The organism is Methanoregula sp. UBA64, from assembly GCF_002502735.1.
Taxonomy (GTDB): Archaea; Halobacteriota; Methanomicrobia; order Methanomicrobiales; family Methanospirillaceae; genus Methanoregula.
Genome location: NZ_DAQC01000001.1, coordinates 55,229 through 80,443 on the forward strand (window position 1 = coordinate 55,229; position 25,215 = coordinate 80,443).

A 25,215-nucleotide genomic window follows, 5' to 3' on the forward strand; every position below is an offset into this window, starting at 1 on the left:
GCATGTCGGAGAGACCCGTCGATCGTGAGTTCAAATCTCACCAACCCCACGTTTTCTCTAAAAATAATCCCGTGAGCGGGTAGTCCGTCTCATCTGTTCTTTTCGGATCCTTTATCGGCCGGCCTGACAATCCCCTTTTATGAGCTGCGAACTGCACGTTGTCGATGCCTTTACTGGCCACCCCTTCCGGGGGAACCCTGCCAGCGTCTGCGTCATGGACGGCCCGGCCGAGCCCGGGTGGATGCAGCAGGTGGCTGCCGAACTCAAACACTCCGAGACGGCGTTTCTCTTTTCGGGCCCGTCCGCCGGGCAGTGGAACCTGCGCTGGTTTACGCCGGTAAAGGAAGTGGAGCTCTGCGGGCATGCAACCCTTGCCTCCGCGTATGTGCTCTGGTCGGCCGGTCACGCGGCACCGGGCTCCCCCCTCTCGTTTGAGACTCTCTCGGGGACGCTTACCGCACGACAAGACGGCGACTGGATCGTGCTCGACTTCCCGGCCGAACCGGCCCGGGCGATCCCGCCCGTTCCCGGTCTTGCCGAAGCGCTCGGGGCGGTCCCGGTCTTTACCGGGAAGAACCGGTTCGACATCCTCGCGGAGCTGCCGTCCGCATCCGATGTCTGCGACTGCGAGCCCGACCTCGCCCTGCTCGCCGCGCTCCCTGCCCGGGGCGTCATCGTGACCGCGGCCTCCGATCTCCCGGACGTGGACTTTGTCTCCCGGTTCTTTGCGCCGTCGGCCGGTATCCCCGAGGACCCGGTAACGGGCTCCGCCCACTGCTGCCTCGGGCCGTACTGGGGAGAGAAGCTCGGGAAGGCAACCCTGACCGGGTTCCAGTGCTCGGAACGCGGGGGAACGGTACGGGTCACGCCTGCCGGCGACCGGGTCCTCCTTGCCGGCCATGCGGCAGAGGTATTCTCCGGCACCCTCCGGGCCTGATCCCATGGGGGCATCTCCCCGTAATCTTATCATGGTTGGCAGTCCCATACATAATCGGAGATAATAGATTCACATGTATCTTGTCGGAGAAGCACTCATCGGTGAGGGCGCAGAACTCGCCCACATCGATCTTTTACTGGGCAACAAGGAAGGCCCGGTCGGGAACGCGTTCGCAAACGCGGTATCGCAGCTGTCCATGGGCCACACCCCGCTCCTTGCGGTCGTCCGCCCCAACCTGCTCACCAAGCCTGCAACGGTCATCATCCCCAAGGTGACCTTAAAGGACATGGAGCAGGTCAACGAGATGTTCGGCCCGGTCCAGGCCGCGGTTGCAAAGGCAATCGCCGACTGCCTCGAAGAGGGCGCATTTAAGGACCTCGACATTGAGGATATCGCAATTATCGCCTCCGCGTTTGTCCACCCCGAGGCAAAGGATTACAACCGGATCTACCGGTACAACTACGGTGCAACCAAGCTCGCGCTCCACCGGGCGCTCGAGAAGTTCCCCGACGCAAAGACCCTTGTCTACGAGAAGGACCGGGCAGCGCACGGTATCATGGGATTCAAGGTGCAGCGCCTCTGGGACCCGCCGTACCTGCAGGTGGCAATGGACCTCGTTGACATGGGCAAGGTTGCCCAGGTCTTAAAGGAAGTGCCGCAGAACGATCACGTGATCATCGAGGCGGGAACCCCGCTGATCAAGAAGTTCGGCTTAAATGTTATCGGCGAGATCAGGAAGCTCCGCCCCAATGCATTCATCATCGCGGACATGAAGATCCTCGACACGGGCAACCTCGAAGCCCGCATGGCAGCCGATGCAACGGCCGACGCGGTCGTGGTCTCGGGCCTTGCCCCGGTCTCGACCATCGAGAAGGCAATCTCCGAGGCCCGCAAGGTGGGCATCTACTCGATCATCGATATGCTCAACGTGCAGAGCCCGGCAAAGCTCATCGAGAAGCTTAAAGTGAAGCCCGACATCGTAGAGCTCCACCGCGCCATCGATACCGAAGAGACCGCCCATGCATGGGGCGACATCCCGGCGATGAAGAAGGCAGCGGGCGGCAAGCTCCTCTGCGCAACCGCCGGCGGTATCCGTGTCGAGGTTGTAAAGGACGCACTTAAGGCCGGAGCAGATATTCTCGTGGTCGGCCGCGGTATCACCGCGAGCAAGGACATCGAGCACGCGGCAAACGAGTTCATCGAGCAGCTCAACCGCGAAGAGATCGACCAGTTCCGGGTTATGACGGACTTTTAATACACAATACTATTTTTTTTATTAATCTGTAGACGTATTGTATCTCCTAAAACGTCTAAGGTATTATCGTTTTATTAATAACATTCCTATCGATAGTTAAACTCGTAAAACAAATACTATAAAAACAATATAATGCATGTAAATCTTAAAATAGATTAGTATGAAATCTCAGACAATAGACTATTGGATACTTTTTGGAACTGAGCTTAGGTTTCTTCAAGATGCAGAATCTGGGGGTTTAATTCATGGAAACGGTCGATATTTAGAGAATATAGTCCGTTTTTTAAACAATTTAGATAAAAACAATTTAAAAGTAACGGCAAGAGCTGCAGTTACTTTAAAAATCTTTCAAGAAAAAATTAAAAATAAAGATAAAGATGCTGTATTTTCAGAGGATGAAGCAAAGGAATTACAAGAAATAATGAAGGGATTACGCAATGTACTTTTTGCCGAGTCACAAGGATATTCTGCATATATTGTAACTGATAAACGAATAGAAGTTGAAAAACTATTAAATAACGTGCCATGTTTGATGGAAGCCAATATTTTCGATGAATTATCCAGTACAACACAATATGACTTTAAAGAGGGATGTAAATGTATTGCGTTTGAACGAGCAACAGCAGCAGCATTTCATTTATTACGTGGCACAGAAGCGGAATTGAGACAATTATATTATAAGAAGAAAAAAGTGCCCAAGAAAAATCAAAATTCATTTATATCCTGGTTTGATATGGTAAAGGAATTGCGTAGTTTAAAAGATCCTTCAATACCAATATCCCTTTTAAATAATTTGGATAACATTAGAGAAAATTATCGAAATCCCACACAACATCCCGATTTAATGTACGATATCGAGGATGTCCAAAACCTATTTCCATTATGTGTTGACGTGGTGAATAGGATGGTTAAAATTAGAGTAAAGAGAAAAAAATAAATCCTATTTAATTTTTGGAGTATTACGATAACTGCAATTGCGTTGTTTTTCTTTTACGAATGACCTCTGCCCTATATATTAGAAATTCACCAAACAAAACAATACATTTACCGTGAGCTTCTTTTGTGAATGTCCTAACGGCCATTTTCCTGTCACGAACACTCCCTCATCAGATTCAGTCATGAGTTATCTAGATCCAGATATCCCACACAAGAGTGCGTTTCTGGAGGAATGTTATCAAAAAAGAGGATCCGTTTTTAGCGGGGGAACGGCTCGCCCCCCGTTTATATTTTCAGCCTTCTTACACAGCAGCCCGGCCATTCATCGCCGGCTGTTCATTACCCGCTGCCCGGTGCGTCAGCTTCCGGACCCGGATCAAAAACCACTCCTTCTCGGGGGTCGGGAGGGCATTGAATCCGTTGCGGGCTGGTTCTGGTATGTGTTCTGCGTTCATGGGGGACTTCTCCTGCCCGGATCTTCGGGCCTTACACTCTTGTCTCCATCCCCGGGGATATATACCGCAGGAATATGGAAAAAAGAGCGGAGAACTTTTCCAGTTTCTTCCGGTCCTCTTCCCGCTTTTCCCGGATCTTTTCCGGGTCCTTCCGGGATTTTCCCGTGAATAGCGAGGGGGGTACCCCCTGCCATGCCGGCACATGGGGGGGGAGGGTACCCCCCGCTTAAAAAAAAGAAGGGAGGGGGGGTGGGGGGCACCCCCTCCCCCCCGGGTCCTGCGAGAACCGTGCGGATTTTCCAGAACCGGATCCTTTGTTTCGCGTGGAGTCACGACGGAGAAACAAATCCGGCGGGCATATCATTTCTGGCGAAGGGAGGGTCATCCCGGGCCGGAAGGGGGAGGGGGGTGACCCCCACTTTGAAAAAAAGAGGGTGGGGGGGTAGGGGGTACCCCCTCCCCCAACGGGATCCTGAAACGGGATCCGGAGCGCCACGCAAATCTTAAAAAAAAACATCCGGATAGCTTATGTACCCCTGCGTGGTATCCTAGAACCAATGAATGCCAGAACGCAGCTCCTCATCGTTGCCGTTATCGCGTGTGCGGTCCTTGCCGCTGTTGCCGCAGGCTGCACCGGGACGCCCTCCCCCGGGCAGGCAAATGCCGGGACCTCCGTGAACGCCACATCGGGAAGTTCGGGGATCCACACGATCTTTGTCGAACCCAATGACGGCCGGGCCATTGTCCTCAGGACCATTGACGGCGCACAAAAGACCATCACGCTCACCATCTACCAGCTTGACGACCCGGAGATCGTTGCTGCGCTCGCCGCGGCACAGAAGCGGGGCGTATCGGTCCGGATCATCTACAACAATGCCTCGTTTGCCGAAGAGAATGTCACGAACCCGAACAACTACGCCATTGCAAACCTCACCCCGCTCGGGGTAAAGATGATGCCCGGGTCTCCCGTATTTACCCTCACCCACCAGAAGACGCTCACCGCCGACGGGTCGGTTGCACTCATCATGACGCTCAACCTGGACCAGACATTCTTTGGGACAACCCGGGACTTCGGGGTAGTGACAAACGACCCGGCCCAGGTCAGGGAGATCGAGGACGTCTTCGAGGCGGACTGGAATTACCGGAACGTAACTCCCGACCAGCCGGCGCTTGTCTGGAGCCCGGTCAATGCCCGGGAGAAGATCCTCCGGCTCATCAACAACTCCTCGAAAACGCTTGATGTCTATAACGATGCGATCACCGACCCGCAGGTGATCGGGGCGCTGTGCAATGCATCGGGGCGGGGCGTTGCCGTGCGGGTGCTTGCAGCCGATAATATCGGCAGCAGCGGGACGAACATCAATGCCCCGGCGCTTGCCGCGCTTACCGCGAGCGGCGCCAAGGCAAAATCGATCGCTGCGCCGTACATCCACGCCAAGGTGGCGGTTGCCGATTACGGGACGCAAAAACAGGTTGCGTACGTGGGCTCGGCATACTTTGCCGCGGAATCCCTGGACCAGAGCCGGAACCTGGGGATTCTCGTGACAGAGCAGCCGATCCTCGACCGGATCGAAACAGAGTTCAACAAGGACTGGCAGGTTCCCGCTGTGCCGGAACCTGCCGGATGAGCGATCCGGACTCTCCCTTTTTTCATAAACCCGTTTTTGCCGCCGGGTGCGCAGTCCCTGCCCGGCCGGAGTGTTGTCTTCTCTTAAGGGGAACCGGCAGGGATTGCGGGGAACTCACACGGTCCTGACCGAAGAGGTAGTATTGATATCGAGATACTGGCCCGCAGCCTGCGTGTACTTCGGCCAGATCAGGTTCGTCCCGCCGTTCGGGTCTCCCGTCTTTGCAAACCGGGTCCAGAGGTCCACCACCGTTCCGGCAACCGCCGGATCTACGGGGATCCCGGGCACGGAAAAGAGCAGGACAAGCTCGCTGCCATGAAATGCCCCCTGGGGCTGCCCGGGGATGATGTACGAGTACCGGTACATGTACGTGTCGGGGCTGATCGTGCTCATCGAATCTGCCGCATATTTTACCGAGTCTATGAAGTCCATGTCCTCCATGATCTGCGCGAGCCGGAGCTGGACTTCTGCTGTGGAATTGGCCGGGTAGCGTGCAAAGACCACGTCAGCATCGCTGCCGAACCGGTTTGCAAGGAAGGCCCGGTATTCCGGGACGCTCATGTTGGCATCTGCCGAAAGCGTTGTCCCGTCATTGGCATTGTTCCCGACCATCAGGGGGATCGCCGCTTCCCGGTGGTCGCGGTAGAGGTTGTCGAGACTATCCGGCAGGACCCACCCGTCGATGTTGGGCTCGAACATGACCGTGTGGGTGCTCTGGAACTCCGACGGTGACGAAGGCGTTGCAGCGATCAGGGCAGCAGGGCTCGTATTTCTCATGCAGGTAATGGCATCCGGGCCGGAGCACCCGAGGCTCTCTGCATACCCGGTCCCGAACGCTTCGGCATAATCCTTCGGGTGGGTGGCGTTGATGATCGCCCCATGGGCAAAGAAAGGACCGCTCTCCACGATAGCCTGGCTATAGAGCCCTTTGCTTTCGGGCGAGACCAGGTGGATGTAGGTGCTCTCTCCTCCGGCCGACTGGCCAAAGATCGTTACCCGGGAAGGATCCCCGCCGAACGCACCGATGTTCTTCTGCACCCATTTCAGGGCGGCCTGCTGGTCGAGAATCCCGTAATTGCCCGAGGCATTGTGCGGGGATTCCCGGTCAAGACCCGGGTGGGCAAGGAATCCCAGCGCCCCGATCCGGTAGTTGGTGGTAACGACAACAACACCCTGCTTTGCAAGGGTAGTGCCATTGTACATGGGCATCGAGCCTTCCACGCTCGTAAATCCCCCTCCATAGAAGAAGACCATGACCGGCAATTTCGCACTCGCGTTTGCTGCCGGTGTCCAGACATTGAGGTACAGGCAGTCCTCGCTCGTGTTTTGGGCGGCACCTCCCGCCGGGGAACTCTTCTGTGCCTCCGGGCAGGTTGCCCCGTACGCGGTTGCCGCCTTTGTGCCGTACCATGACCGGGCAGGAGCCGGGGGCTTCCAGCGGAGGTCGCCGACCGGCGGGGCTGCAAACGGGATCCCGAGATAGACCCGGATCCCGCTCTGGTTGATTCCCGATACGTAACCGGCACTGGTCTTTACGAGCGTCGGGTCCTGCACCGGCTGCGTACACCCGGCGATCACTGCCAGCCCGGCAACCATAAGGCAGGCTGCCAGAATACATCCTGCACGACACCATCCCTGCATAGGAAAAACACCATCCCCCCCCAAAAAAATTTTGTTTGCGGTACGGGGAGTATCAGGCTGCCGGTTTTTAACGCTTCGGATCTGGAGCCCGGGCTCCCCTGCCATGCTTCATGCCCGCCCCATCTCCTGCATCGGTACATACCTTGATTACGTTCCGGTGCTCACCGGATCGCTGTTACCCGGCAAATGTTTCCGGGCCATAAAGGACTGGCACCATGCAGGTCGTCTATCTTCTCTTTGCAGCGCTCTGGATTATATTCTACGCGTACTGGCTCGTTTCCGCATGGCAGACCCGGAACCCGGTGAAACGCCGGCAGCCCCGGCTCATGTTCCTCCTGTACGGGTTTGTCTGGGTCATCGTATGGGTCGTCCTTGTTTCCTGGTTCCTGCCCGGGCTCCTTGCAGAACAGATCGTGCCCGACAGTATCTGGGCTGCGGCGGCCGGCCTTCTCATCACCGCAGCCGGCCTCGGGTTTGCGGTCTGGGCCCGGGTCCATCTTGGCAGGAACTGGAGCGGCCTTCCCCTTATCCACGAACAGCACACCCTCACCCGGACCGGGCCGTACCGGTACGTGCGTCACCCAATCTACTCCGGCATAACGCTGGGGCTGCTCGGGACGGCGATTGGTACCGGGTATGTCATTGTGTTTACCTGCGTCCTCCTCGTCTTTGTCCTCTTTGTGATGAAGTCCCGGATGGAAGAGCAGGTCCTTGAAGAAGAATTCAGGGAAGACTACGCCCGGTACCGGCGCGAGGTAAAGGCACTCATTCCCTATGTCTTCTGACACCTCCCGGGGAGAGGGCCCGGGCATCGCGTATACGGGGAGCAGATCCCCGGGGGAGGGTCAGCCGGCACCATCGCCCGTTATCCGCCGTGCCACCCCTGCCGATATTGATGCAGTCTTTGCGATCGGCACGGCAGAACCGGCCTTTGGCGTCAGTTCCGCGATCCGGTTCTACGAGCGTTGCGAACTTGAAGAATGGGTTGCAGCGCCGAAGGAGAATATCCTCCTGGTGCTTGAGGATGAAGACGGGATCGCCGGTTTCCTCTTCTGCAAGATCATGTCCTCGCACTGGGCATATCTCGATAACTTTTACCTCCGGCCGGGGAACCGGGGCCGGGGGTATGGCCGGCTCTTCATGGAGGCGCTCCTTGCCCGGCTCAAATGCCAGGGGATCGCGTACCTCTCCACGCTCATCGATAAAGAGGATACCTTCCTTACCGGGTATGTTACAACGTACGGCCTTGAATCCGAAAAGACCTACGTCTGGATGGATCGGTTCGTAGACTAACTAAAAAAAGTTATATCCGGATCAGCTCGTAGGTGCGGCTGCCCAGCCCGAGCTCCTCGGCATACCGGAGCTGGCGCGGGCCGTCGGTGTTCGGCCGCATCCCGGCAAACTTGTCGTCGCCCGGTTCGTGGTGGTGGGTCAGGAAGGATTCCTTAAAGCCCGGCTGTTTGTTCACGAGATCGCAGGCCGCCGCATCGATTGCCACCGGGTCGGTGGAGGCAAGGATGCCGATATCCGGCACGATCGAGGCATCGCTCCACGGCACGCAGTCGCAGTCGGGCGTGATCCGGGTAAGGAAACTGAGGTAGCCCACCCGGCCTTCCTTTCCTTTTACCGCACCGTACGCGTACTCGACCATCCGCTCGGTAAAGAGCGGGATCTCGGTCTCCCAGTCGATATCGATGGCATGGGACGGGCAGACCGTCATGCACTCAAAGCAGCCGATGCAGAGGTTCCGGTTAATAACGGACTTTTTCTCGACAAGCGTGATCGCCGACTTCGGGCAGACCCGCGTGCACTTCCCGCACCCTATACAGAGATCGTTTATGGTGTACGGCTTAGCCTGGTGCTGGTCGCGCTTTCCCGCGGGCGGTGCGCAGCCCATGGCGAGGTTTTTAATCGCCCCGCCAAAGCCGGCTATCTCGTGGCCCTTGAAGTGGGTCATCACGATCATGCTGTCCGCTGCAACGATGTCGCCTGCAATCGTGACCGTTTGGAAATGGTTTTTCCGGATCTCGACCGGTGCGGTATTCTTCCCGGACAGGCCGTCGGCGATGATCACCGGTGCCCCGACCACAGCGTAATCGAAGCCGTGGAGGATGGCCGTGGTGATGTGATCGACGGCGTTTGCACGGCTCCCGAGATACAGGGTGTTGGTGTCGGTTACAAACGGCAGGGCCCCTGCGGCCTTTACCTTCTCCACGACCTGCCGGACAAAGACCGGGCTGATGTAGGAGTCGTTTCCCTTCTCGCCGAAGTGGAGTTTTATCGCGGTTTTGTCCTGTTTGTGGATACAGGACGACATCCCCGCCGCATCAAAGAGCTTTCGTACCTTTGCCTCGGTACTGTCCTCGGGCGACCTTGCCCGGAGGCTGGCAAACCAGACCTTGCTTGTCATACCGGATTCTCCCTCTTTTCCGGGATTGGTTGCCCGGGGTATTGAGCGTTCGTACCGCGTGCGCTTTCAGGCAGGTGAAAAAAAGAAAAAAAGTTACTTTCTCTTGGAAAGTTCGTGGTCGAGATAGAAGAGGTGCCCGGGAATATCTCCGACGGTCTTTATCTTCTCGCAGATTGTGGCTGCGTTTGCTTCCTCTTCGACCTGTTCTTTCACGAACCACTGGAGCATCTCGAAGGTTGCGTGGTCCTTCTCCTTAACCGCGAGGTCCACGAGGGCATCGATCATGCCGGTCACCTTCTGCTCGTGGGCGTATACCTCTTCAAAGACCTTGCCGGCGGACGTCCACTTGGCTTTGGGGGCCTCGATCTCCCCGAGCGAAACCTTTCCCTGCCGGGCGATGATATACTCGTAGATCTTCATCGCATGGTTCCGTTCTTCGCCCGACTGGACCATCATCCACCCGGCAAACCCTTTGAGGTTCTGGGTCTCGAACCAGGCCGACATACCAAGGTAGAGGTAGGACGAATAGAGTTCGCGGTTGACCTGTTTGTTCAGGGCTTCTTCTATGGTTTTTGAGAGCATATCCGGAAAAACCTCCTTTTATGCGAGTAGTTGGTTTGTCTTTTAATAATGCTATCGCAGGTGACAGTTCCTGCACCGTGAATCAATAATAAAAAAGCAAAAAAAAGAAACGGGGCCGGGGGAACGCACCGGTTATTTCCGGACGTGCCGGCTCTCTTCCTTGATATCCAGGATGATCTCCAGTTCGAGCGACTTTGCATATGCCACCTCGGCCTCCTCGCTCTTCCCGGTCTCTTCAAGGCAGATGCCCCGGAGATACCAGGCCTCTGCATCGTTTGCATTTAAGGAGACGGCCCGGGTAGCTGCCGCAAGGGCCGGGGCGTACTGTTCGAGCGAATAGAGGGCGAGCGCCTTTTTTGCGAGGGCTTCTGCCCAGTTCGGGTTGACCGCGAGCGCCCGGTCGCAGTCGACAATCCCGGCCTTGTACTCCCCCATGTCGATCTTTATTGCAGCCCGCAGGGTATATGCCGCGGTGTTTTTCGGTTCGAGCAGGATTGCCTGGTCTGCATGGGCAAGCGCTTCTTTGTACTTCGTCTGTTTCAGATAGCTCTCCGCCCGTTTCAAAAAACGGGTTGCCTGACTTTCCGGCACGGTTTTTACCCCCTTTTTGTATGATGTAATATCTGGTATCTCATGATCTGCCCCCGTTCAGGTTCTGGTCGTCGATAAGGTCCCCGAAGATCTTCCTGAGGGCCTCGTGCTCGTAGGTCTCCGACTTTTCCAGTGCATTGAGCAGGTGTTTGGGCTTCTCCCAGATAAACCAGTCCTTCATTGTCATGTACGCGGTGAGCGCATTGGTCATGGCAACGCCCGATTTGTAGAGATCGGCAAAATAGTCGATGGTGATCTCGCCGTTCCAGTCGATTTGCAGGTATTTCTCCATGATCTCGAGCATGTTGTCCCCGAAGACTTTCGACTGGTACCAGGCCGTGTGCGTCCAGCGCGTGGTCAGCATCTCTTTTACTTCCAGGTGGTCGAACTTCTTCATCTGGGGGATGTTCACGACCGGCATGAGCTTGTCGGAGGGGAGCGTCTTTGCAAGATAGAGGTCCCGGGCATAGAACATGGACTTGTCGAGCACGAAATACCTGCGCGGGATGATCTCCATCATGTCCGACATCTCGTCCATGTCTTTCTTGCCGTCTTTTAAAAGGATATAGAGCTGGGTCTTTCTGAGCTGCTCCATGCGGTGGTAGACCCTGGCATTCACGATCGGGTTCCAGGGAAGTTCGTTGAGATCGTCGTGGAACTGCCGGTAGAGCATAAAGAGCATCTCGATGAGCTTCTTTACCGGGAGTTTCTTGTCCTTCTTTGCCTCGTCCTTTAAGGTATCGAAGTAGATCTGCCGCATGCCCCGGTATACCGAATCGGCATCGTACGAACAGACCCGGTACCCGCCCCGCTCTTCTGCCGCACCCTTGACAAGCAGGTACGTGCACTGCTTGGCGATGACAAAGTCCTTTAAAAGACCGATGTAGTTGGCAGGAAAGATGATGATGTTCTTGTCGATGTTGTAGGTATAGACATCGATCAGCGTTCCCGCCGGTTCCGCCTCGGGTTTGCGCAAAAGGGTGATCTCGGTATCGAGCAGGCGTTCAGCCTCTGCAATATACCTGCGGATAGGCTTTGAGAGGGGCATGTTGGTCTTCATGACCGGACACACTCCCGGTACCAGCGGTATGGCGTAGGGTCTGCCACTGTATCGCGTTAAGTTTACCTTTTATATAAAAAAAGATTAGGATTTGTTGTTTGCGTTTCCGAAAAGTGCCCCGGGCCTTAGCGTTTTCGGGGCCCGGCAAGGGAGTGGATGAACCCGGTAAACGGGTTCTGTTTTTTGGGCCGAAAGACCCCCTGGTTGACGTATTTTACGTCCTCGATCGAGAAGAATGCCCCGGGGTTGGTCTCCTCGATATGCCGGGTAATCCGGGGGAGATCGTCGCGGTTGACCAGCGAGATGATCATCTTGACCCCGCCCCGGGCGCCTTTGGCATCGAGGATGGTCGAGCCGTAGTTTTCCGCCTGCAAAAACTGCTGGATGGCTTCGCCGGTGCCGTCGGTCGTGATGATACGCATGATCACCATGCCGATCGAGAGTTTCTCCTCGATGACAAGGCCCACGTACGTCCCGAGCGCAAACCCGAAGGCATAGGCAAGGAAGTACGAGACATTGGAAAGGTTGTTGAGCACCCCGACGATGGCAAGGAGCCAGATGATGATCTCGAAGAATGCGATCACCGGGGCCAGGTACTTCATGCCCTTGGACAAAAAGACGATCCGGAGCGTCTCCATGCAGACGTTTGCTACCTGCGCGAGAAAGATGAGGACTGGCAGGATGAGCCAGTTGAAGAGATCGGGGCTGACGAGATAGAATGCCATAATGCATGCCTTCTGTCGGTCGTATAGGGGACCGGACGCCGGTGACTGTTGCTAAATTGCAAATCATATGCTGTCGTTGGTATATCAAGATTACGGGAAAATATGCCCAAAAAAAGGAAATTTGGAGAGTTACGCCCCATCGCGCGGAGGAGCACGCCCGGATTGGCGGGCCCCCTCCGGCCCGGGATCAGGCGTACTTTGCCGGATCCGAATCGAACTTCTTCTTGCAGCCCGGGGCGCAGAAATAGTACTTCTTTCCCTTGTACTCGCTCGTGAATTTCGCCGTCTTTTCATCGACGGTCATCTTGCAGATCGGATCGATTGCCATGGACCTACCTCCGTTATGATTCCTTCTTTGCTTCCGGTATATACCCTTTGAGGAGGAGCGAGAGCGTAACGACCGTGACCGAACTTGCGGCCATGGCAAGGGCGGCGAGCTCCGGCCGGAAGACAAAGCCGAAGAACGGGTACAGGAGACCGGCTCCCACCGGGATGAGCGCCGAATTGTAGGCAAAGGCCCAGAAGATGTTGCCCCGGATCCTGCCCATCACTTTTTTCGAGAGTTCGAGTGCCGCGACCGCATCGAGCAGGTCGTCTTTTACGAGCACGATCTCACCGCTCTCGATGGCGATATCGGTCCCGCTCCCGATGGCGATCCCGACATCTGCCTGCGCGAGCGCCGGGGCATCGTTGATCCCGTCGCCGACAAAGGCAACGACCTCTTTCTTCTCCTGGAGTGCGCGGACTTCCTGTGCCTTCCGGTCGGGGAGGACTTCGGCCACTACCCGGTCGATGCCGGCCTTCTTTGCGATGGCCTCCGCCGTGCGCCGGTTGTCGCCGGTCACCATGACAACCGCGATCCCGTGCTCCTTAAAGCGCCGGACTGCATCCGTGCTCGTCTCTTTTAAGGTATCTGCAATGGCGATGACGCCTGCCACCTGTCCGCCGGCGGCAAGGATGACTGCGGTTTTTCCCTCCTGCTCGAATGCCTGGATCGTTGCTTCAAGATCGGCCGGGATGCCGATGCCCCGTTCCTGCATGAGCGTGCGGTTGCCTGCAAGTACTTCCTCGCCGAGCACTTTTGCATAAACGCCTTTCCCGCCGAGGGTGTCGAAGGATTCTGCGGTCTCCTGTAGTGCGCCCTTTGCCTCCGCGGCCCGGACCACTGCCTGTGCGAGCGGGTGGGCGGAGTTCTTCTCTACTGCCGCCGCAAGGGAGAGGAGAGTTGCCTCGCTGATACCGACAGCGATGAGATCGGTTACCTCCGGCTTTCCTTTCGTGAGCGTGCCGGTCTTGTCGAGGATGACGGTCGTCACCTTCTCCCCGTTTTCGAGCGCCTCGCCGTTCCGGATCAGGATCCCGAGCTCCGCCCCACGGCCGATCCCCACCGTGACCGCAGTCGGCGTGGCAAGGCCGAGCGCACACGGGCAGGCCACCACGAGGACCGAGATCAGGGTGGTGAGCGCAAAGAGGAGCGATGAGCCGAGGAGGAAGTACCAGACGGCAAAGGCAGAGAACGCGATGAGGAGGACTGCCGGGATAAAGTATGTGACCGCGACATCGGCAATCCGCTGCACGGGGGGTTTTGACCCCTGCGCGTCCTCGACGAGTTTTATGATCTGCGCGAGCACTGTGTCCCGGCCGACTTTTGCGGCTTTTACCGAGAGGACGCCGTTCGTGCTGATGGTACCGCCCACAACACTGCTTCCTTTTGTTTTCAGGGGCGGGACCGGTTCGCCGGTGATCATCGATTCGTCAACATAGCTTTCGCCGGCAACGACCTCGCCGTCCACCGGTATCCGGTTGCCGGGTTTGACAACCACGATGTCGCCGACAGCGAGATCCTCTGCGGCAACCTCGACCTCTTTTCCCTCCCGGATTACGGTCGCGGTCTTTGCCTGGAGGCCGGCGAGTTTTTTGATTGCATCCGAGGTCCGGCCCTTTGCCCGGGCCTCGAGGTACCGCCCGAGCATGAGGAATGCCGCGAGCATGATCGCGGTATCGTAGAACATGTAGTCGCTGGTGAGCACGATAGAAAACGTGCCCATCACGCTCGCCACGTACGCAACCCCCGTGCCCATGGCGTACATGACGTCCATCGAGAGGGTCCGGTTTTTGAGCGCCGTGAGTGCTGCCTTAAAGATCGGGTAGGCAACGTACGCAAAGACCGGGGTGGAGACGATCAGCATCCCGTAGGCAAGCGCCTGCATGGAGATCCCGAGCGGCACCCACATGAGGACCATGAGCGGGATGCTTACGGCAAACCCGATGACAAACCGCATGAACTTGTCGTGGAGGTCCGCTTCGCGGGCGGCCTTCTCCTCGACATCGCTTGATTCTCCGGCAATCCCGAGGTACTGGTACCCGTCGTCCTCGATCGCCTTTTTCATATCCGCCACGGTCGTTACCGAGGGGTTGTAGGTAACGTAGGCCCGTTCGTTTGCAAGGTTGACGTTTGCGGTTATCACGCCGGGCAGTGCCCGGAGCGCTGCCTCGACGGTCTGGACGCAGGTGGCACACATCATCCCGCCGACTTTTATGACCACCTCGCGGTTGGTCACATCGTACCCGGCGTCCCGCACCGCTTTCTCAAGCTCGGCAAGGCTCGTCTTTTTTGGATCGAACTCCACGCGGGCGGTCTCGGTCCCGAAGTTTACCTGTGCACTGCTGACGTCCTTTACCCCGGAAAGGGCTTCTTCTACCGTAACAGCGCAGGTGGCACAGTGCATCCCGGTAATTTTCAGTTCGGCGTTCTTTTTTTCCGGTTCCGGCACAGGTCAAGCCCCCGTTACGATCCCGAGGAACTGGTATCCTGCACCGGTGATGGCTTTTTCCATCTCTTCCGGTGAAGTACGCGAAGGATCGAATACCACCGCCACCTGCTTCTTCTCCAGGGTTACCGTGGCCTGGAGAACGCCGGGCAGCCTGCCCAGGGCCGTCTCCACCCGCTTTGCGCAGTGGGCGCACATCATTTTGCCAACGCCGATTACGATCTCCTGTTGTGTTCCCGTACCTGTCATCGTCTCCTCTCCCGGGAAATAACCTCCCCGGTCCTGACCCGACCGCCGGATGCCGTTCTGGTTATCGGTAATGGGTAAATGATTACTGAACAATATGGTAATTAATACTCTTGGAATAGGACACTTTTTTTTTAAAAAAAAAAGCGTGTCATAAGGAAGATGAAATTTTCTGCCCCCGGAATATGCGATCCGGGACGCTTTTTTGGCAGGAATCCGGTGACCCTGCGATTGAATTATTCCCTTTTTCTTAACATCGCAGTAATGTTATGATTATTATTTTAGGCATATCTATATACTATCATTAGAAATTATCACACTGTCACATGGCACCGCTTTATCCTGTTACCCATCGGGGTTACTGGTGCTGCAATACGCATACCCTTACCAAAAGAGGCGCTTGATTAATCTTTTTAGGAGAGATTTGTGATGGCCGGCCGTATCCTGGTAGTCGAAGATGAAGTGGTCATTGCAATGGAGATCGAGTCGGTCCTCCAGCAGATGGGGTACGAGGTCATCGGCCCGGTCATGACCGGCCAGGACGCCATCGTGATGACCGCCGAGAAGCGCCCCGACCTCATCCTCATGGATATCCGGCTCAAGGGCGATCTCGACGGGATCTCGGCGGCCGAGCATATCTACCACCTGTACAGGATCCCGGTCATCTTTCTGACCGCCCACTCGGACCCAAAGACCGTGGACAAGGCCATTGCCACCCACCCGTTCGGGTATCTCATCAAACCGTTCCGGAAAAACGAGCTCTATACCTCGATAGAGATCGCGCTCTACAAGCACCGGGCATTCTTTGCCGAGCAGGAATTAAAACGCGAGCTTTTCAAGGCCACCGTCATCGACCATATCACCCAGTACGATATCTTCAACAAGGCGCTCGCCATCAACGGGTACATCGAACTGATCGGGCAGGATCTTCCGCCCGACTCCCCCGACCAGGAATATATTAAAAAAGCCGGCGATCTGGTCCGCCATATCCGCAACCGGATACGGTTCGAAGGGGAGTACAGCAAGCTCGGGCACAAGACCGAAGAATGGCAGGATATCGGGCACCTGATCCGTTCGGCAGCCGATGCAGTGCCGCTGAAAAATATTATCGTGGAAAATACCACCGAACCGCTGGAGATCTTTGCCGACCCGCTCTTTTCCCAGGTCTTTTATCACCTCTTCGAGAACGCCCTCCGTCACGGGGGACATGTCGATCATATAACGATCAGCCTGCGGGAAGAAGGCGATCACGGGATCCTCGTAGTCGAGGACAACGGCGAGGGTATCCCGGAACCTCAGAAAAAAGGACTGTTCTCCCATAACATCCAGTATGGCGGCGGCAAGGGTCTCTTCCTCGTGCAGGAGATTCTCGAGATCAGCGGGATGACGATCGTGGAGACCGGCAGGCCCGGTGTCGGGGCCCGTTTCGAGATCACCGTCCCCGGCCTGCAGTACCGGAGGAAATTCCGTGAGCTCTGACGGGGAGATCCTGACACAGAAACGGTTTACCCTTGTCCAGACATTTGTCATCTGTACCGTTGTTTTTACGTTTATCCTTGCAGAGATCGGGACGTTCTTCCTGACCCAGGGATTTCTGGTCATCCTCAGCCAGGTGTTCTATTTCCCGATCATTCTCCTCTCGTTCCGGTATCCCCGGCATGGCGTGTCCCTGGGACTGGGAATTGCCTGTGCGTATCTCGTGATCGCTGTTACTACCGCCGGATCCTTTGGCAACGCAGATGTCCTGATCCCCTTAATGCAGTTTTATGTGTATGTCAGTCTGAGTATCGTGCTCGCCTCGCTCTTTTCGCGGAGCAGGGACAATGAGACAAAACACCACGAGCTCTTCCGGCATTCATCGAACGGAATCTGCGTAATGGATCCGGTAAAAGGGATCATCAGCGAGATGAATCCCCGGTGCTGCGAGCTGCTCGGGATCGCATGTTTCGAAGAGGATACGGTAAAGATAGCCGAGGTCCTGCCCCCGGTCCTCGTAGCGCTGGTAGAAGAAGAGTCCGCAGGTGTTTCCGGTGAAAAACCCCGGGAGATCCGCCTGAATACCCCCGGGGGAGGTTACGATGTTCTTGCCAGCCTGACCCGGATCGAAGGTGCGGGACTGGTCTCTCTCTCCCTGGTGGATATCACCGAACGGAAACATGCGGAACAGGAGCTGGCAGCCCAGGCAACACGCCTCTCGATCCTGAACCGGATTATTTCCCTCTCCGAGACAACAAAAAGCCCGGAAACACATGTCAGGGAAACGATCCGGACGCTCCTGCAGGCCATGAATTTTGAGAGCGGCGGGTTCTTCCGGATCGGGAGGGAGGGCCGTGAGGCCTGCCTGAAATATGGGGAGGGGGCCCTGTTTGTAGCCTCGCCGGACGCTGCCCCGTCGATACTGCTCGACCGGCCGCCGTTTCTTTCGCTCGGGAAGAACGAGGCGGTATTTATCGGGGACACGTCCCTCCTCCCGCCGGATCAGCCCGGTCTGTCGGGGATCTCCTCACTTGCAGCAGTCCCGGTCTCTTCCGGGGGACTGGCGACCGGTGTCCTTATCGTATCCTCGTCAGCCCCCCACCGCTTTACCGATAATGAAAAAGTGCTCCTCAAAGTAATCGGCCAGCAGCTGGGTACGGCGCTGGAAAAGATGAAGACCGATGAGCGGATACGGCGTGAGGAAGAGAACCTGCATTCGCTCTTCGATACGATCGATGATTTTGTCGTAATTCTCGATCCTGAAGGGAAAATCCTCGAGATCAACAAAGCCATCGAACGAAAACTGGGCTATTCCCGTACTGACCTCATCGGCCGTTCCCTCCAGGGCCTGAGGGGCCCGGACCAGGTCAACCCGCGTGCGGGTTTCCCCAAAGACATGATGTCCTGCCAGAGCGGGACATACCCGATCACCCTTTTTACCGCGGGCGGAGACCCCGTAAACGTAGAATGCCAGATGCACAAAGGGTTGTGGAACGGCGAGCCGGTCTTTTTTGGCATCTCACGGGACATTACCGAGCGCACGCAGGCAGAAGAGATGCTTAAGAGGCGTACCGCTATTCTCGAAGCAGTCAGTTATGCCGCGGACCGGTTTTTAAAAGAACCCCTGCACGGATCGACATGGAGCGACGAGATCCCGTCGGTGATCGAAAAACTGGGAATGGCAACCGGCGCCGGGAGGGTCTGTATCTTCCAGAACTACCACCGGTCCAAGGGTTCAGGTTCTTCACGTTTTTGTGTCCGCATGGCATTTGAGTGGACGGCACCCTCGTTTCATCCCCGGATTGACCGGTTAAAAGAAGAGGATATCCCCTATAGGGAACTCTTCCCGGACGTATTCCGGATGCTGTCGCAGGGCCAGCCGGCATTTCTTACCGTACGCGAGCTGCCGTTTTTAACCGATGAATATGCCGTAAAGAACCACAACCTCTCCCTCATAAACATCCCCATCATGGCAGAGTCCCACTGGTGGGGAGTCCTCACGATTGAGCAGGGGACAAAAAGCCATGTCTGGTCCAGGATCGAGACCGATGCCCTCATGACCGCCGGCGAGATCCTCGGGGCTGCAATTTACCACCGCACCATGGTCGAGCTCTACCAGAACCCGGTGGAGCATTCCCTTGTCGGGATCTTTTTACTCCGCGACGATATCCTCGAGTATGTGAACCCGCGGTTTGCCGAGATGTTCGGGTATTCCCGCGAGGAGCTCACCGGCCAGCCGTTCATCAACCGGCTGATCGATCCCGACGACCAGGAGATGGTGGAACGGCACCGGATCAGTAAGGTGGAGGGCCGCGAAGAGTCCTCGAACTATACCGTTCGCGGGATAAAAAAAGACGGCACCCGGGTAGTACTCGAACTCTACAGCAAGACGGTAGATTACCAGGGCGAACGGGGGATCATAGGGACGATTATGGATATTACCAAACGCACACGGGCGGAATCGGCCCTGCACGAGAGCGAGGAGATGTTCCGGAGCCTTTCTCAGATCGCCCCGGTAGGGATATTCCTTCTTGACCAACGGGGGAATTTTTTCTTTGTAAACGACCAGTGGTGCAGGATCATGGATCTTCCCCCGGGAAAAACTGCCGGTACGGGCTGGCTTGCGGCAATTCATCCCGACGATCGCAAGGCTGCCGGGGAGGAATGGCGGTCTTTTCTTACCCGGGGCGATGAAATTACCACGGAACAGCGTCTCCTCCACCAGGACGGCTCGACCGGGTGGATCCTTGTACGGGCCATTGCCCGGAGGAATGGCGGGGGCCTTGCGTCCGGGTATGTCGGGACCATCGTGGATATCACGGAACGGAAGAAATACGAGGAGACGCTCAAGGCGTCCCTGGACGAGAAATCGATCCTGATTATGGAGATTCACCACCGGGTAAAGAACAATCTCCAGATCATCTCCGGCCTTATCCGCCTCCAGTCCCGGCAGATCACAAGCCCTCAGGCACTCGACGCACTGCGGGAATGCGAGACCCGGGTGATCACGATGGCACTGGTCCACGAGAGCCTGTACCAGTCCGGGAACCTTGCGAATATCCGTGCACAGCGGCACATCACCAATCTCGCAAACACCCTGCTGATGTCTGACGACCGCGATATCAAGGTGGCCCTGAAGCTCGATGTCGACGATATCCCCCTTGATATGAATACCGCAGTACCGGCGAGTCTTATCATCAACGAACTGGTGATAAATTCCCTGAAATATGCCTTTAAGGGACGCGGGAGCGGTACGATCCGTATCGGTCTCCACCAGGATGCGGACGGTTTCCTGGAACTCATCGTAGCAGACGATGGTATCGGTATTCCCCCGGAGGTAGATATCACCCGGACAAACAGCCTTGGCCTCAAGCTGGTCACGCGCCTTGTTCAGGACCAGCTCAAGGGGACCGTGTCCCTGCATTCCGACAATGGTACGGCATTTGTCATGCGCTTCCCCCCGGGGCGGCAACAACCTGCAAAGGAGGCTGACTGATGCCGGAAAAACGGATCATGATCGTTGAGGACGAAACGATCGTTGCAATGACCCTTGAGGACGCCCTGCGCAATATGGGCTATGCGGTCGTCGGCCCGGTCTCTACGGCAGACGATGCCGTCCGTTTGGCCGAAACGGAAAAGCCCGATCTGATCCTCATGGACATCCGTATCAAGGGAGATCGGGACGGTATCTCCGCAGCAGAGGAGATCAATGAAAAGCACAACATCCCCATTGTCTACCTTACTGCGCACGGGGACGATAAAACCCTGGAACGGGCGATGAAGACACAGCCGTACGGTTATCTGACCAAACCGTTCCGGGACCGGGAACTTCACTCTACCATCGAAATTGCTCTGTACAAGCACCGGCTTGTACGGCAGGGCAAAAAAGACGATGCCCCCCGGATTCCCCCGGCACCCGTCCCGCAGACGGCCCCTGCGTCGCCGGCCCCGCCCCGTGTGCCGCCGGAACCTGCCGCCCCCCCGGCAGCGCTCGAAAAGGCCATCCTCGATATTATCGACATGCCTATCTTTGTCATCGACAGCAGGATGCATCTTGTGTATTTCAACAATGCACTTGAGCAGTTCTTTTCCCGGATGGGGTACCTGGGGGTCAGTAGCGACCGGCCGGTCTTTGACCTTGCACCCCAGGAATTTCTCGGCACTCCCCGGATGTACCGCGAGGTCTTCGAGACCCGCCGGATCAGCCGGATGGAAAAGACGCTTGTGACCGGCGACCGTCAGGTAACCTATTCGCTTGTCCGGGTACCGCTCTGTTCCCGGGACGAGGTACGGTTCGTGGCCGTGATCCTCCGGGATATCTCAAAGGAACAGCAATACGAACAGAAACTACGCGAGATCCAGGTAAATTACGAGAAACTGCTCTCCCATATGGGGAGTATCACCCAGCTTACCGGTGATGCACGGGATCCCTGCATGCAGGAGATCTCGAAGATTCTCAGCGAGATGATGGTAACGATGGCAAAGATCGATCCAGAACGGCCCGGAGGCCCGGGAATACATGCCGGCACATGAAAGCAAAAAGCAGGAGGGGAACGGGAACTCATCCCGCGAGCACATCCTCATCAGGAAGGAAAACATGAACAAGATCCTGATTGTTGAAGATGAAGCCGTAACCGCAATGGAGCTGGAAGAGACCCTCAAGCGGAGGGGATACCTGGTTGTTGGTACTGCATCAAACGGCCCCGATGCCCTCCGCATTGCAAAGGATCGCTGGCCCGACCTGATCCTGATGGATATCCGGATCCAGGGGCCGATGGACGGGATCGAGACCGCTGACCAGATCAATGTTTTTTACGAGATCCCAATCATCTTCCTGACCGCCTATTCCGATGACCTGACCATCTCCCGGGTGATCAAGACCAAGTCGTACAGTTTCCTCCTCAAGCCGTTCAATGAGAAGGAACTGATCTCGAACATCGAGATGGCGATCAACAAACAAAGGATGTATGCCCGATCACTTGCCATCCAGCGGATCGTCACCTCGATGTTCGACCTTGTCAGCGACTGCGTTGTGACAACCGATCCTGAGGGAAATGTTTTGCGGGTCAATGCAACGTTCGAACGCGTTGCCGGCATCAGCCGCGACGATGTGATAGGGAAACCCCTCCGCGAAGTACTCCCGGTTTCCTGCACCAGCTGGAGCTGGCTCGATATGCTGATCAAAGAGGCCTGTACTGAACGGGAGACCGTTGTCCGCTGGCCGTACCCGGTCGAGATCCTGCAGGAGAACGGCAATTCGGTGAGCATGAACCTCAATGTCGAACTGCTCGCCCTTCCCGATCAGACCTTAATCGAGATTTTGTATATCTTCACCCGCCGGGAATAACAGGTACGCCGCAGGACCTATTCCCGGATCATCGTGAGCAGCATCCTGAACCGCTCGCGCGCAAAGACCGCGTGGGGTTTATCGGCCGGCAGGATGATCATCTCGCCCGTTTTTACGGTAAACGGCGTGCCTGCTATCTGTACTTCGGCAACGCCGTCCGTTACCATGAGCACGGCATCGAACGGTGCGGTGTGTTCCGAGAGCCCTTCCCCGGCATCGAAGGAAAACGCGGTGATTGTGCCGGCTTTTTTAAACACGATCATCCGGCTTGCAACGGTACCGGGCTGGTAGGCAACCAGATCGTTTACTTCAAGTATTTTTTCCTTTAAGTCTTCGCGTGAATTCCCGGTCATTTCCTTTCTCCCTAAAGAGAGGTACCCCGTTCTGGCAGATAGACCTGCGTGTGCAGGGAGCCTGTGAGAATCCTCGTTGCATTACCCGCCCGGCCTGACCCGGACGATGGATAACCCGGTCGTCCCCGAAAGGGGTTATCTTCCGGCAACACAAACCGGGTACTTCCATGATCCTCGTTGACTGGCAGCTCCGGGACCGGATCGCCCGGGGCCATATCCGGATAGACCCGTACGATCCGGCGCTTATCCAGCCCAATTCCATCGATATCCGGCTCGGGAACCACTTTGTCTGGTACAAGCCGGGGCCGCAGGTGATCGACCCGTACGACAAGGCAAGCGTGACCGCGGATGTGGGCGAGATGCATGCAGACTCGTTCGTTCTCAACCCCGGGCAGTTCGTGCTCGCCGAGACGTACGAATGCATCGGCCTCCCGGACAACATTGTCGCGACCATCGAGGGCAAGTCAAGCATAGCCCGTCTCGGTCTCACCCTTCACCAGACCGGGGGCTGGATCGATGCAGGTTTTGCCGGGACCATTACCCTTGAGATGGCAAACGTCAATGCACGGCCGGTCAAGGTCTATGCCGGCATGCCGATCGGCCAGCTGGTCTTTTACACGACAGAGCGGGCGGAAAACCCGTACGACAAAAAAACCGATGCGAAATACCTCAACCAGCACCAGGCCACCCTTTCCCGGTATCCCGAGAACCGGAAGTGAGGCCCTGAGGCTGCCCTTTTTTAATTATGCCGTTTTGGCAGGGCGGTCCGGGGCAATGAGGGTATATACCTTAAGAGCTCATTTTATACGAATAACCGTTCCGGAATGGAGATGAAGCAATGCGACTTCTTCTGATACATTCAGATTATATCGAATACGAAGCCAAAAAGAAGACAAAGATGGCAGAGGAGGGAGCCGTTCTCGCTGACCGCGAAGAAGACGCGCTCACCGTATTCTCTGCGGTTGAGTCGGTAGACCAGGAAGATATGGAAGGCGTGATCGCGCAGGCCGTCGAAGAAGTAAAGAAGGCAGCCGGCCAGGTCCATGCGGAAAAGATCGTCATCTACCCGTATGCCCACCTTTCAAGCGATCTTGCGCCTGCAAATGTTGCAGTGCCTGCGCTGAATGCCCTCAAGGATGGCCTTTCTGCGGAAGGTTTTGCTGTCAAGCGTGCGCCGTTTGGCTGGTACAAGTCGTTCAAGCTCTCCTGTAAGGGCCACCCGCTCTCCGAGCTGTCTAAGACGATTGTGCCCGGTGGCGACGAAGACGGCGAGATGGTCGTAAAGAAGAAGGGCAAGAAAGAGGCAACTCACGACTGGTTTGTCATGACCCCCGACGGGAAGACCCATAACTACCACCAGTACCTCGACAACACGCCGTTTGGCTGCCTGGTGAAAAAGGAGCTGGGCGTTGCAGAACCGACCGGCGGGGAACCTGCCCATGTCGACCTGATGCGGTCAAAAGAGCTCGTTGACTACGAGCCCGCAAGCGATGTCGGCTGCCTGCGCTGGATGCCCAAGGGCAAGCTCGTCCGCGACCTCCTTGCCGATTACGTCCTGGCCCTCGTGCTCCCGTACGGCGCGACCCCGGTCGAGACCCCGGTCATGTACGACCTCGGCGACAAGGCAATCTGCGAACACGCGGCCAAGTTCGGCGAGCGGCAGTACCGGTTCAAGAGCAACAACCGGGACATGATGCTCCGGTTTGCCGCATGCTTTGGCATGTTCTCTATCATGCGGGACATGCACATCTCCAAAAACACCCTCCCGCTAAAGATGTACGAACTGTCCACGTACTCCTTCCGGCACGAACAGAAGGGCGAAGTGATCGGGTTAAAGCGCCTGCGCTGTTTCACGATGCCCGATATGCACTCGCTCTGTACCGATATGCCCGAGGCCATGAAGTGCTTCGAGGAACAGCTCGCCATCGGCTGGAAGACCGGGCGGGACTTCGAGACCAAACTCGTTGCCGCATTCCGGTGCACCAAGAAGTTCTACGATGAGAACGAGGCATGGGTCAAAAAGATCGTCAAAGACTCAGACTGCCCGATGCTCATCGAAGTCCTCTCCGAGCGCGTCCACTACTGGGAAGCAAAGATCGACCTTGCTGCAATCGACGGCCAGAACCGCCCGATCGAGAACCCGACCGTCCAGATCGATGTCGAGAGCTCGACCCGGTTCAATATCAAGTACTTTAAGGAAGACGGTACCCCGGTATACCCGCCGATCCTCCACTGCTCCCCGACCGGTAGTGTCGAGCGCGTGATCTGTGCGATCCTCGAGAACATCTCGACCCAGAAGGTCCCGGCCCTGCCGACCTGGCTCTCCCCGGTCCAGGTCCGGGTCGTGCCGGTTACCGAGCGCCACACGGCGTACGCACAGGAAATCTGCGATGCCATCAACGCCCAGAGCATCCGCTGCGATATCGATGACCGCGACGAGAGCGTTGGAAAGAAAGTCAGGGAAGCCGGCATGGACTGGGTACCTTACGTTATTGTCATTGGCGACGAGGAGATGGCAAGCAAGAAGCTCACCGTTACCCTCCGCCGGAAGTCCGAGCCAAACAAGCCCTTTAAGGAGCAGATGACCGCAGAATCGCTCATCGCTGCGGTGAAAAAGGAGACTGCGGACAAGCCGTTCCGCCCGCTCTATACCCCGCGCAAGCTCTCGCTCAAGGCGCGGTATATTTAAAACTTTTTTCTCGTTTTCTTTGATTTTTTAAAAAAACCCGAAGATCCCGTCAGGGTACCGTCTGGTTTCCCGCGTCCCTCACGAAAAAAGGGTCTCTCCGGCGCTGATAAGGA

General features: G+C 56.6%; 23 protein-coding genes and 1 tRNA gene (1 of these 24 running past the window's edge). 13 read left to right on the top strand and 11 right to left on the bottom strand.

Annotated features, from left to right (window positions below):
- The 4 genes from BP758_RS00285 to BP758_RS00300 form a co-directional block, all read left to right on the top strand.
- Window positions 1–49: transfer RNA gene (locus BP758_RS00285), tRNA-Trp, on the top strand (it extends 392 nt beyond the left edge of the window).
- Window positions 50–139: 90 nt separating this feature from the next.
- Complete coding sequence (locus tag BP758_RS00290; RefSeq protein WP_292367576.1) at window positions 140–937, top strand: PhzF family phenazine biosynthesis protein; 798 nt, start codon at window positions 140–142, stop codon at window positions 935–937.
- A 73-nt stretch (window positions 938–1,010) separates the two neighbouring features.
- Window positions 1,011–2,192: a bifunctional 5,6,7,8-tetrahydromethanopterin hydro-lyase/3-hexulose-6-phosphate synthase gene (locus BP758_RS00295; protein WP_292367578.1), complete on the top strand. Its 1,182-nt coding sequence runs from the start codon at window positions 1,011–1,013 to the stop codon at window positions 2,190–2,192.
- Window positions 2,193–2,352: 160 nt separating this feature from the next.
- Complete coding sequence (locus BP758_RS00300; protein ID WP_292367579.1) at window positions 2,353–3,129, top strand: hypothetical protein; 777 nt, start codon at window positions 2,353–2,355, stop codon at window positions 3,127–3,129.
- A gap of 301 nt (window positions 3,130–3,430) precedes the next feature.
- On the opposite strand, the gene BP758_RS00305 is transcribed toward BP758_RS00300, so the two are convergent.
- Entirely contained in the window at window positions 3,431–3,583 is a 153-nt protein-coding gene (locus tag BP758_RS00305) for a hypothetical protein (protein ID WP_292367581.1), read from the bottom strand.
- A gap of 557 nt (window positions 3,584–4,140) precedes the next feature.
- Here BP758_RS00305 and BP758_RS00310 point away from each other — a divergent pair.
- Window positions 4,141–5,211 carry a phospholipase D-like domain-containing protein gene (locus tag BP758_RS00310; protein WP_292367583.1) on the top strand — a complete coding sequence of 357 codons (1,071 nt, stop codon included), beginning with the start codon at window positions 4,141–4,143 and terminating at the stop codon, window positions 5,209–5,211.
- A gap of 114 nt (window positions 5,212–5,325) precedes the next feature.
- Here BP758_RS00310 and BP758_RS00315 read toward each other — a convergent pair whose 3' ends face one another.
- Window positions 5,326–6,852, bottom strand: a complete 1,527-nt coding sequence (locus BP758_RS00315; RefSeq protein ID WP_292367585.1) for a carboxylesterase/lipase family protein — start codon at window positions 6,850–6,852, stop codon at window positions 5,326–5,328.
- A gap of 215 nt (window positions 6,853–7,067) precedes the next feature.
- Here BP758_RS00315 and BP758_RS00320 point away from each other — a divergent pair, with 215 nt between their 5' ends.
- Together BP758_RS00320 and BP758_RS00325 are read left to right on the top strand one after the other, a co-directional pair.
- The gene (locus BP758_RS00320) at window positions 7,068–7,637 is read left to right on the top strand and encodes a methyltransferase family protein (RefSeq protein WP_292367587.1); all 570 of its coding nucleotides are present in this window, start codon (window positions 7,068–7,070) and stop codon (window positions 7,635–7,637) included.
- Entirely contained in the window at window positions 7,627–8,145 is a 519-nt protein-coding gene (locus BP758_RS00325) for a GNAT family N-acetyltransferase (RefSeq protein ID WP_292367589.1), read from the top strand. The genes BP758_RS00320 and BP758_RS00325 overlap by 11 nt, the downstream gene beginning before the upstream one ends.
- Window positions 8,146–8,155: 10 nt before the next feature.
- Here the strand turns inward: BP758_RS00325 and BP758_RS00330 are convergent, their stop codons facing one another.
- The 8 genes from BP758_RS00330 to BP758_RS00365 all read right to left on the bottom strand — a co-directional run bounded on the left by BP758_RS00330 (window position 8,156) and on the right by BP758_RS00365 (window position 15,240).
- Window positions 8,156–9,262: a DUF362 domain-containing protein gene (locus BP758_RS00330; protein WP_292367591.1), complete on the bottom strand. Its 1,107-nt coding sequence runs from the start codon at window positions 9,260–9,262 to the stop codon at window positions 8,156–8,158.
- A 93-nt stretch (window positions 9,263–9,355) separates the two neighbouring features.
- The gene (locus BP758_RS00335) at window positions 9,356–9,844 is read right to left on the bottom strand and encodes a ferritin (protein WP_292367594.1); all 489 of its coding nucleotides are present in this window, start codon (window positions 9,842–9,844) and stop codon (window positions 9,356–9,358) included.
- Between the two features lie 132 nt (window positions 9,845–9,976).
- The gene (locus tag BP758_RS00340; protein ID WP_292367596.1) at window positions 9,977–10,435 is read right to left on the bottom strand and encodes a tetratricopeptide repeat protein; all 459 of its coding nucleotides are present in this window, start codon (window positions 10,433–10,435) and stop codon (window positions 9,977–9,979) included.
- Between the two features lie 40 nt (window positions 10,436–10,475).
- Complete coding sequence (locus BP758_RS00345; RefSeq protein WP_292367597.1) at window positions 10,476–11,495, bottom strand: hypothetical protein; 1,020 nt, start codon at window positions 11,493–11,495, stop codon at window positions 10,476–10,478.
- Between the two features lie 125 nt (window positions 11,496–11,620).
- Window positions 11,621–12,220 (bottom strand): DUF2179 domain-containing protein, encoded by a 600-nt coding sequence (locus BP758_RS00350; RefSeq protein ID WP_292367599.1) that lies wholly within the window; start codon window positions 12,218–12,220, stop codon window positions 11,621–11,623.
- A 187-nt stretch (window positions 12,221–12,407) separates the two neighbouring features.
- Window positions 12,408–12,548, bottom strand: coding sequence for a YHS domain-containing protein (locus BP758_RS00355; RefSeq protein WP_292367601.1), 141 nt, complete (start codon window positions 12,546–12,548; stop codon window positions 12,408–12,410).
- A gap of 13 nt (window positions 12,549–12,561) precedes the next feature.
- Window positions 12,562–14,994, bottom strand: coding sequence for a heavy metal translocating P-type ATPase (locus BP758_RS00360; protein ID WP_292367603.1), 2,433 nt, complete (start codon window positions 14,992–14,994; stop codon window positions 12,562–12,564).
- 3 nt (window positions 14,995–14,997) lie between these two features.
- Window positions 14,998–15,240, bottom strand: a complete 243-nt coding sequence (locus BP758_RS00365) for a heavy-metal-associated domain-containing protein (RefSeq protein ID WP_292367605.1) — start codon at window positions 15,238–15,240, stop codon at window positions 14,998–15,000.
- Window positions 15,241–15,666: 426 nt separating this feature from the next.
- On the opposite strand from BP758_RS00365, the gene BP758_RS00370 reads away from it, so the two are divergent.
- From BP758_RS00370 to BP758_RS00385, 4 genes are read left to right on the top strand one after another with little or no spacing between them, the layout of a single operon-like run.
- Window positions 15,667–16,716 carry a hybrid sensor histidine kinase/response regulator gene (locus tag BP758_RS00370; protein ID WP_292367607.1) on the top strand — a complete coding sequence of 350 codons (1,050 nt, stop codon included), beginning with the start codon at window positions 15,667–15,669 and terminating at the stop codon, window positions 16,714–16,716.
- Window positions 16,706–20,209, top strand: a complete 3,504-nt coding sequence (locus BP758_RS00375; protein ID WP_292367608.1) for a PAS domain S-box protein — start codon at window positions 16,706–16,708, stop codon at window positions 20,207–20,209. Before BP758_RS00370 ends, BP758_RS00375 begins: the two co-directional genes overlap by 11 nt.
- Window positions 20,209–21,246 (top strand): response regulator, encoded by a 1,038-nt coding sequence (locus BP758_RS00380; RefSeq protein WP_292367610.1) that lies wholly within the window; start codon window positions 20,209–20,211, stop codon window positions 21,244–21,246. Before BP758_RS00375 ends, BP758_RS00380 begins: the two co-directional genes overlap by 1 nt.
- Window positions 21,233–22,060: a response regulator gene (locus tag BP758_RS00385; protein ID WP_292367611.1), complete on the top strand. Its 828-nt coding sequence runs from the start codon at window positions 21,233–21,235 to the stop codon at window positions 22,058–22,060. Before BP758_RS00380 ends, BP758_RS00385 begins: the two co-directional genes overlap by 14 nt.
- A gap of 17 nt (window positions 22,061–22,077) precedes the next feature.
- On the opposite strand, the gene BP758_RS00390 is transcribed toward BP758_RS00385, so the two are convergent.
- Window positions 22,078–22,413, bottom strand: coding sequence for a cupin domain-containing protein (locus tag BP758_RS00390; protein WP_292367613.1), 336 nt, complete (start codon window positions 22,411–22,413; stop codon window positions 22,078–22,080).
- Window positions 22,414–22,580: 167 nt separating this feature from the next.
- Between BP758_RS00390 and dcd the strand changes: the two genes are divergently transcribed.
- Both dcd and BP758_RS00400 read left to right on the top strand, forming a co-directional pair.
- The gene (gene dcd / locus BP758_RS00395) at window positions 22,581–23,132 is read left to right on the top strand and encodes a dCTP deaminase (RefSeq protein WP_292367614.1); all 552 of its coding nucleotides are present in this window, start codon (window positions 22,581–22,583) and stop codon (window positions 23,130–23,132) included.
- A gap of 119 nt (window positions 23,133–23,251) precedes the next feature.
- Window positions 23,252–25,102 carry a threonine--tRNA ligase gene (locus BP758_RS00400; protein WP_292367616.1) on the top strand — a complete coding sequence of 617 codons (1,851 nt, stop codon included), beginning with the start codon at window positions 23,252–23,254 and terminating at the stop codon, window positions 25,100–25,102.
- Window positions 25,103–25,215: the final 113 nt, after the last annotated feature.

Coding starts and splice junctions, on each gene's coding strand:
- BP758_RS00290 (WP_292367576.1), top strand. CDS start 140: ATGAGCTGCGAACTGCACGTTGTCGATGCCTTTACTGGCCACCCCTTC.
- BP758_RS00295 (WP_292367578.1), top strand. CDS start 1,011: ATGTATCTTGTCGGAGAAGCACTCATCGGTGAGGGCGCAGAACTCGCC.
- BP758_RS00300 (WP_292367579.1), top strand. CDS start 2,353: ATGAAATCTCAGACAATAGACTATTGGATACTTTTTGGAACTGAGCTT.
- BP758_RS00305 (WP_292367581.1), bottom strand. CDS start 3,583: ATGAACGCAGAACACATACCAGAACCAGCCCGCAACGGATTCAATGCC.
- BP758_RS00310 (WP_292367583.1), top strand. CDS start 4,141: ATGAATGCCAGAACGCAGCTCCTCATCGTTGCCGTTATCGCGTGTGCG.
- BP758_RS00315 (WP_292367585.1), bottom strand. CDS start 6,852: ATGCAGGGATGGTGTCGTGCAGGATGTATTCTGGCAGCCTGCCTTATG.
- BP758_RS00320 (WP_292367587.1), top strand. CDS start 7,068: ATGCAGGTCGTCTATCTTCTCTTTGCAGCGCTCTGGATTATATTCTAC.
- BP758_RS00325 (WP_292367589.1), top strand. CDS start 7,627: ATGTCTTCTGACACCTCCCGGGGAGAGGGCCCGGGCATCGCGTATACG.
- BP758_RS00330 (WP_292367591.1), bottom strand. CDS start 9,262: ATGACAAGCAAGGTCTGGTTTGCCAGCCTCCGGGCAAGGTCGCCCGAG.
- BP758_RS00335 (WP_292367594.1), bottom strand. CDS start 9,844: ATGCTCTCAAAAACCATAGAAGAAGCCCTGAACAAACAGGTCAACCGC.
- BP758_RS00345 (WP_292367597.1), bottom strand. CDS start 11,495: ATGAAGACCAACATGCCCCTCTCAAAGCCTATCCGCAGGTATATTGCA.
- BP758_RS00350 (WP_292367599.1), bottom strand. CDS start 12,220: ATGGCATTCTATCTCGTCAGCCCCGATCTCTTCAACTGGCTCATCCTG.
- BP758_RS00355 (WP_292367601.1), bottom strand. CDS start 12,548: ATGGCAATCGATCCGATCTGCAAGATGACCGTCGATGAAAAGACGGCG.
- BP758_RS00365 (WP_292367605.1), bottom strand. CDS start 15,240: ATGACAGGTACGGGAACACAACAGGAGATCGTAATCGGCGTTGGCAAA.
- BP758_RS00370 (WP_292367607.1), top strand. CDS start 15,667: ATGGCCGGCCGTATCCTGGTAGTCGAAGATGAAGTGGTCATTGCAATG.
- BP758_RS00380 (WP_292367610.1), top strand. CDS start 20,209: ATGCCGGAAAAACGGATCATGATCGTTGAGGACGAAACGATCGTTGCA.
- BP758_RS00385 (WP_292367611.1), top strand. CDS start 21,233: ATGCCGGCACATGAAAGCAAAAAGCAGGAGGGGAACGGGAACTCATCC.
- BP758_RS00390 (WP_292367613.1), bottom strand. CDS start 22,413: ATGACCGGGAATTCACGCGAAGACTTAAAGGAAAAAATACTTGAAGTA.
- dcd (WP_292367614.1), top strand. CDS start 22,581: ATGATCCTCGTTGACTGGCAGCTCCGGGACCGGATCGCCCGGGGCCAT.
- BP758_RS00400 (WP_292367616.1), top strand. CDS start 23,252: ATGCGACTTCTTCTGATACATTCAGATTATATCGAATACGAAGCCAAA.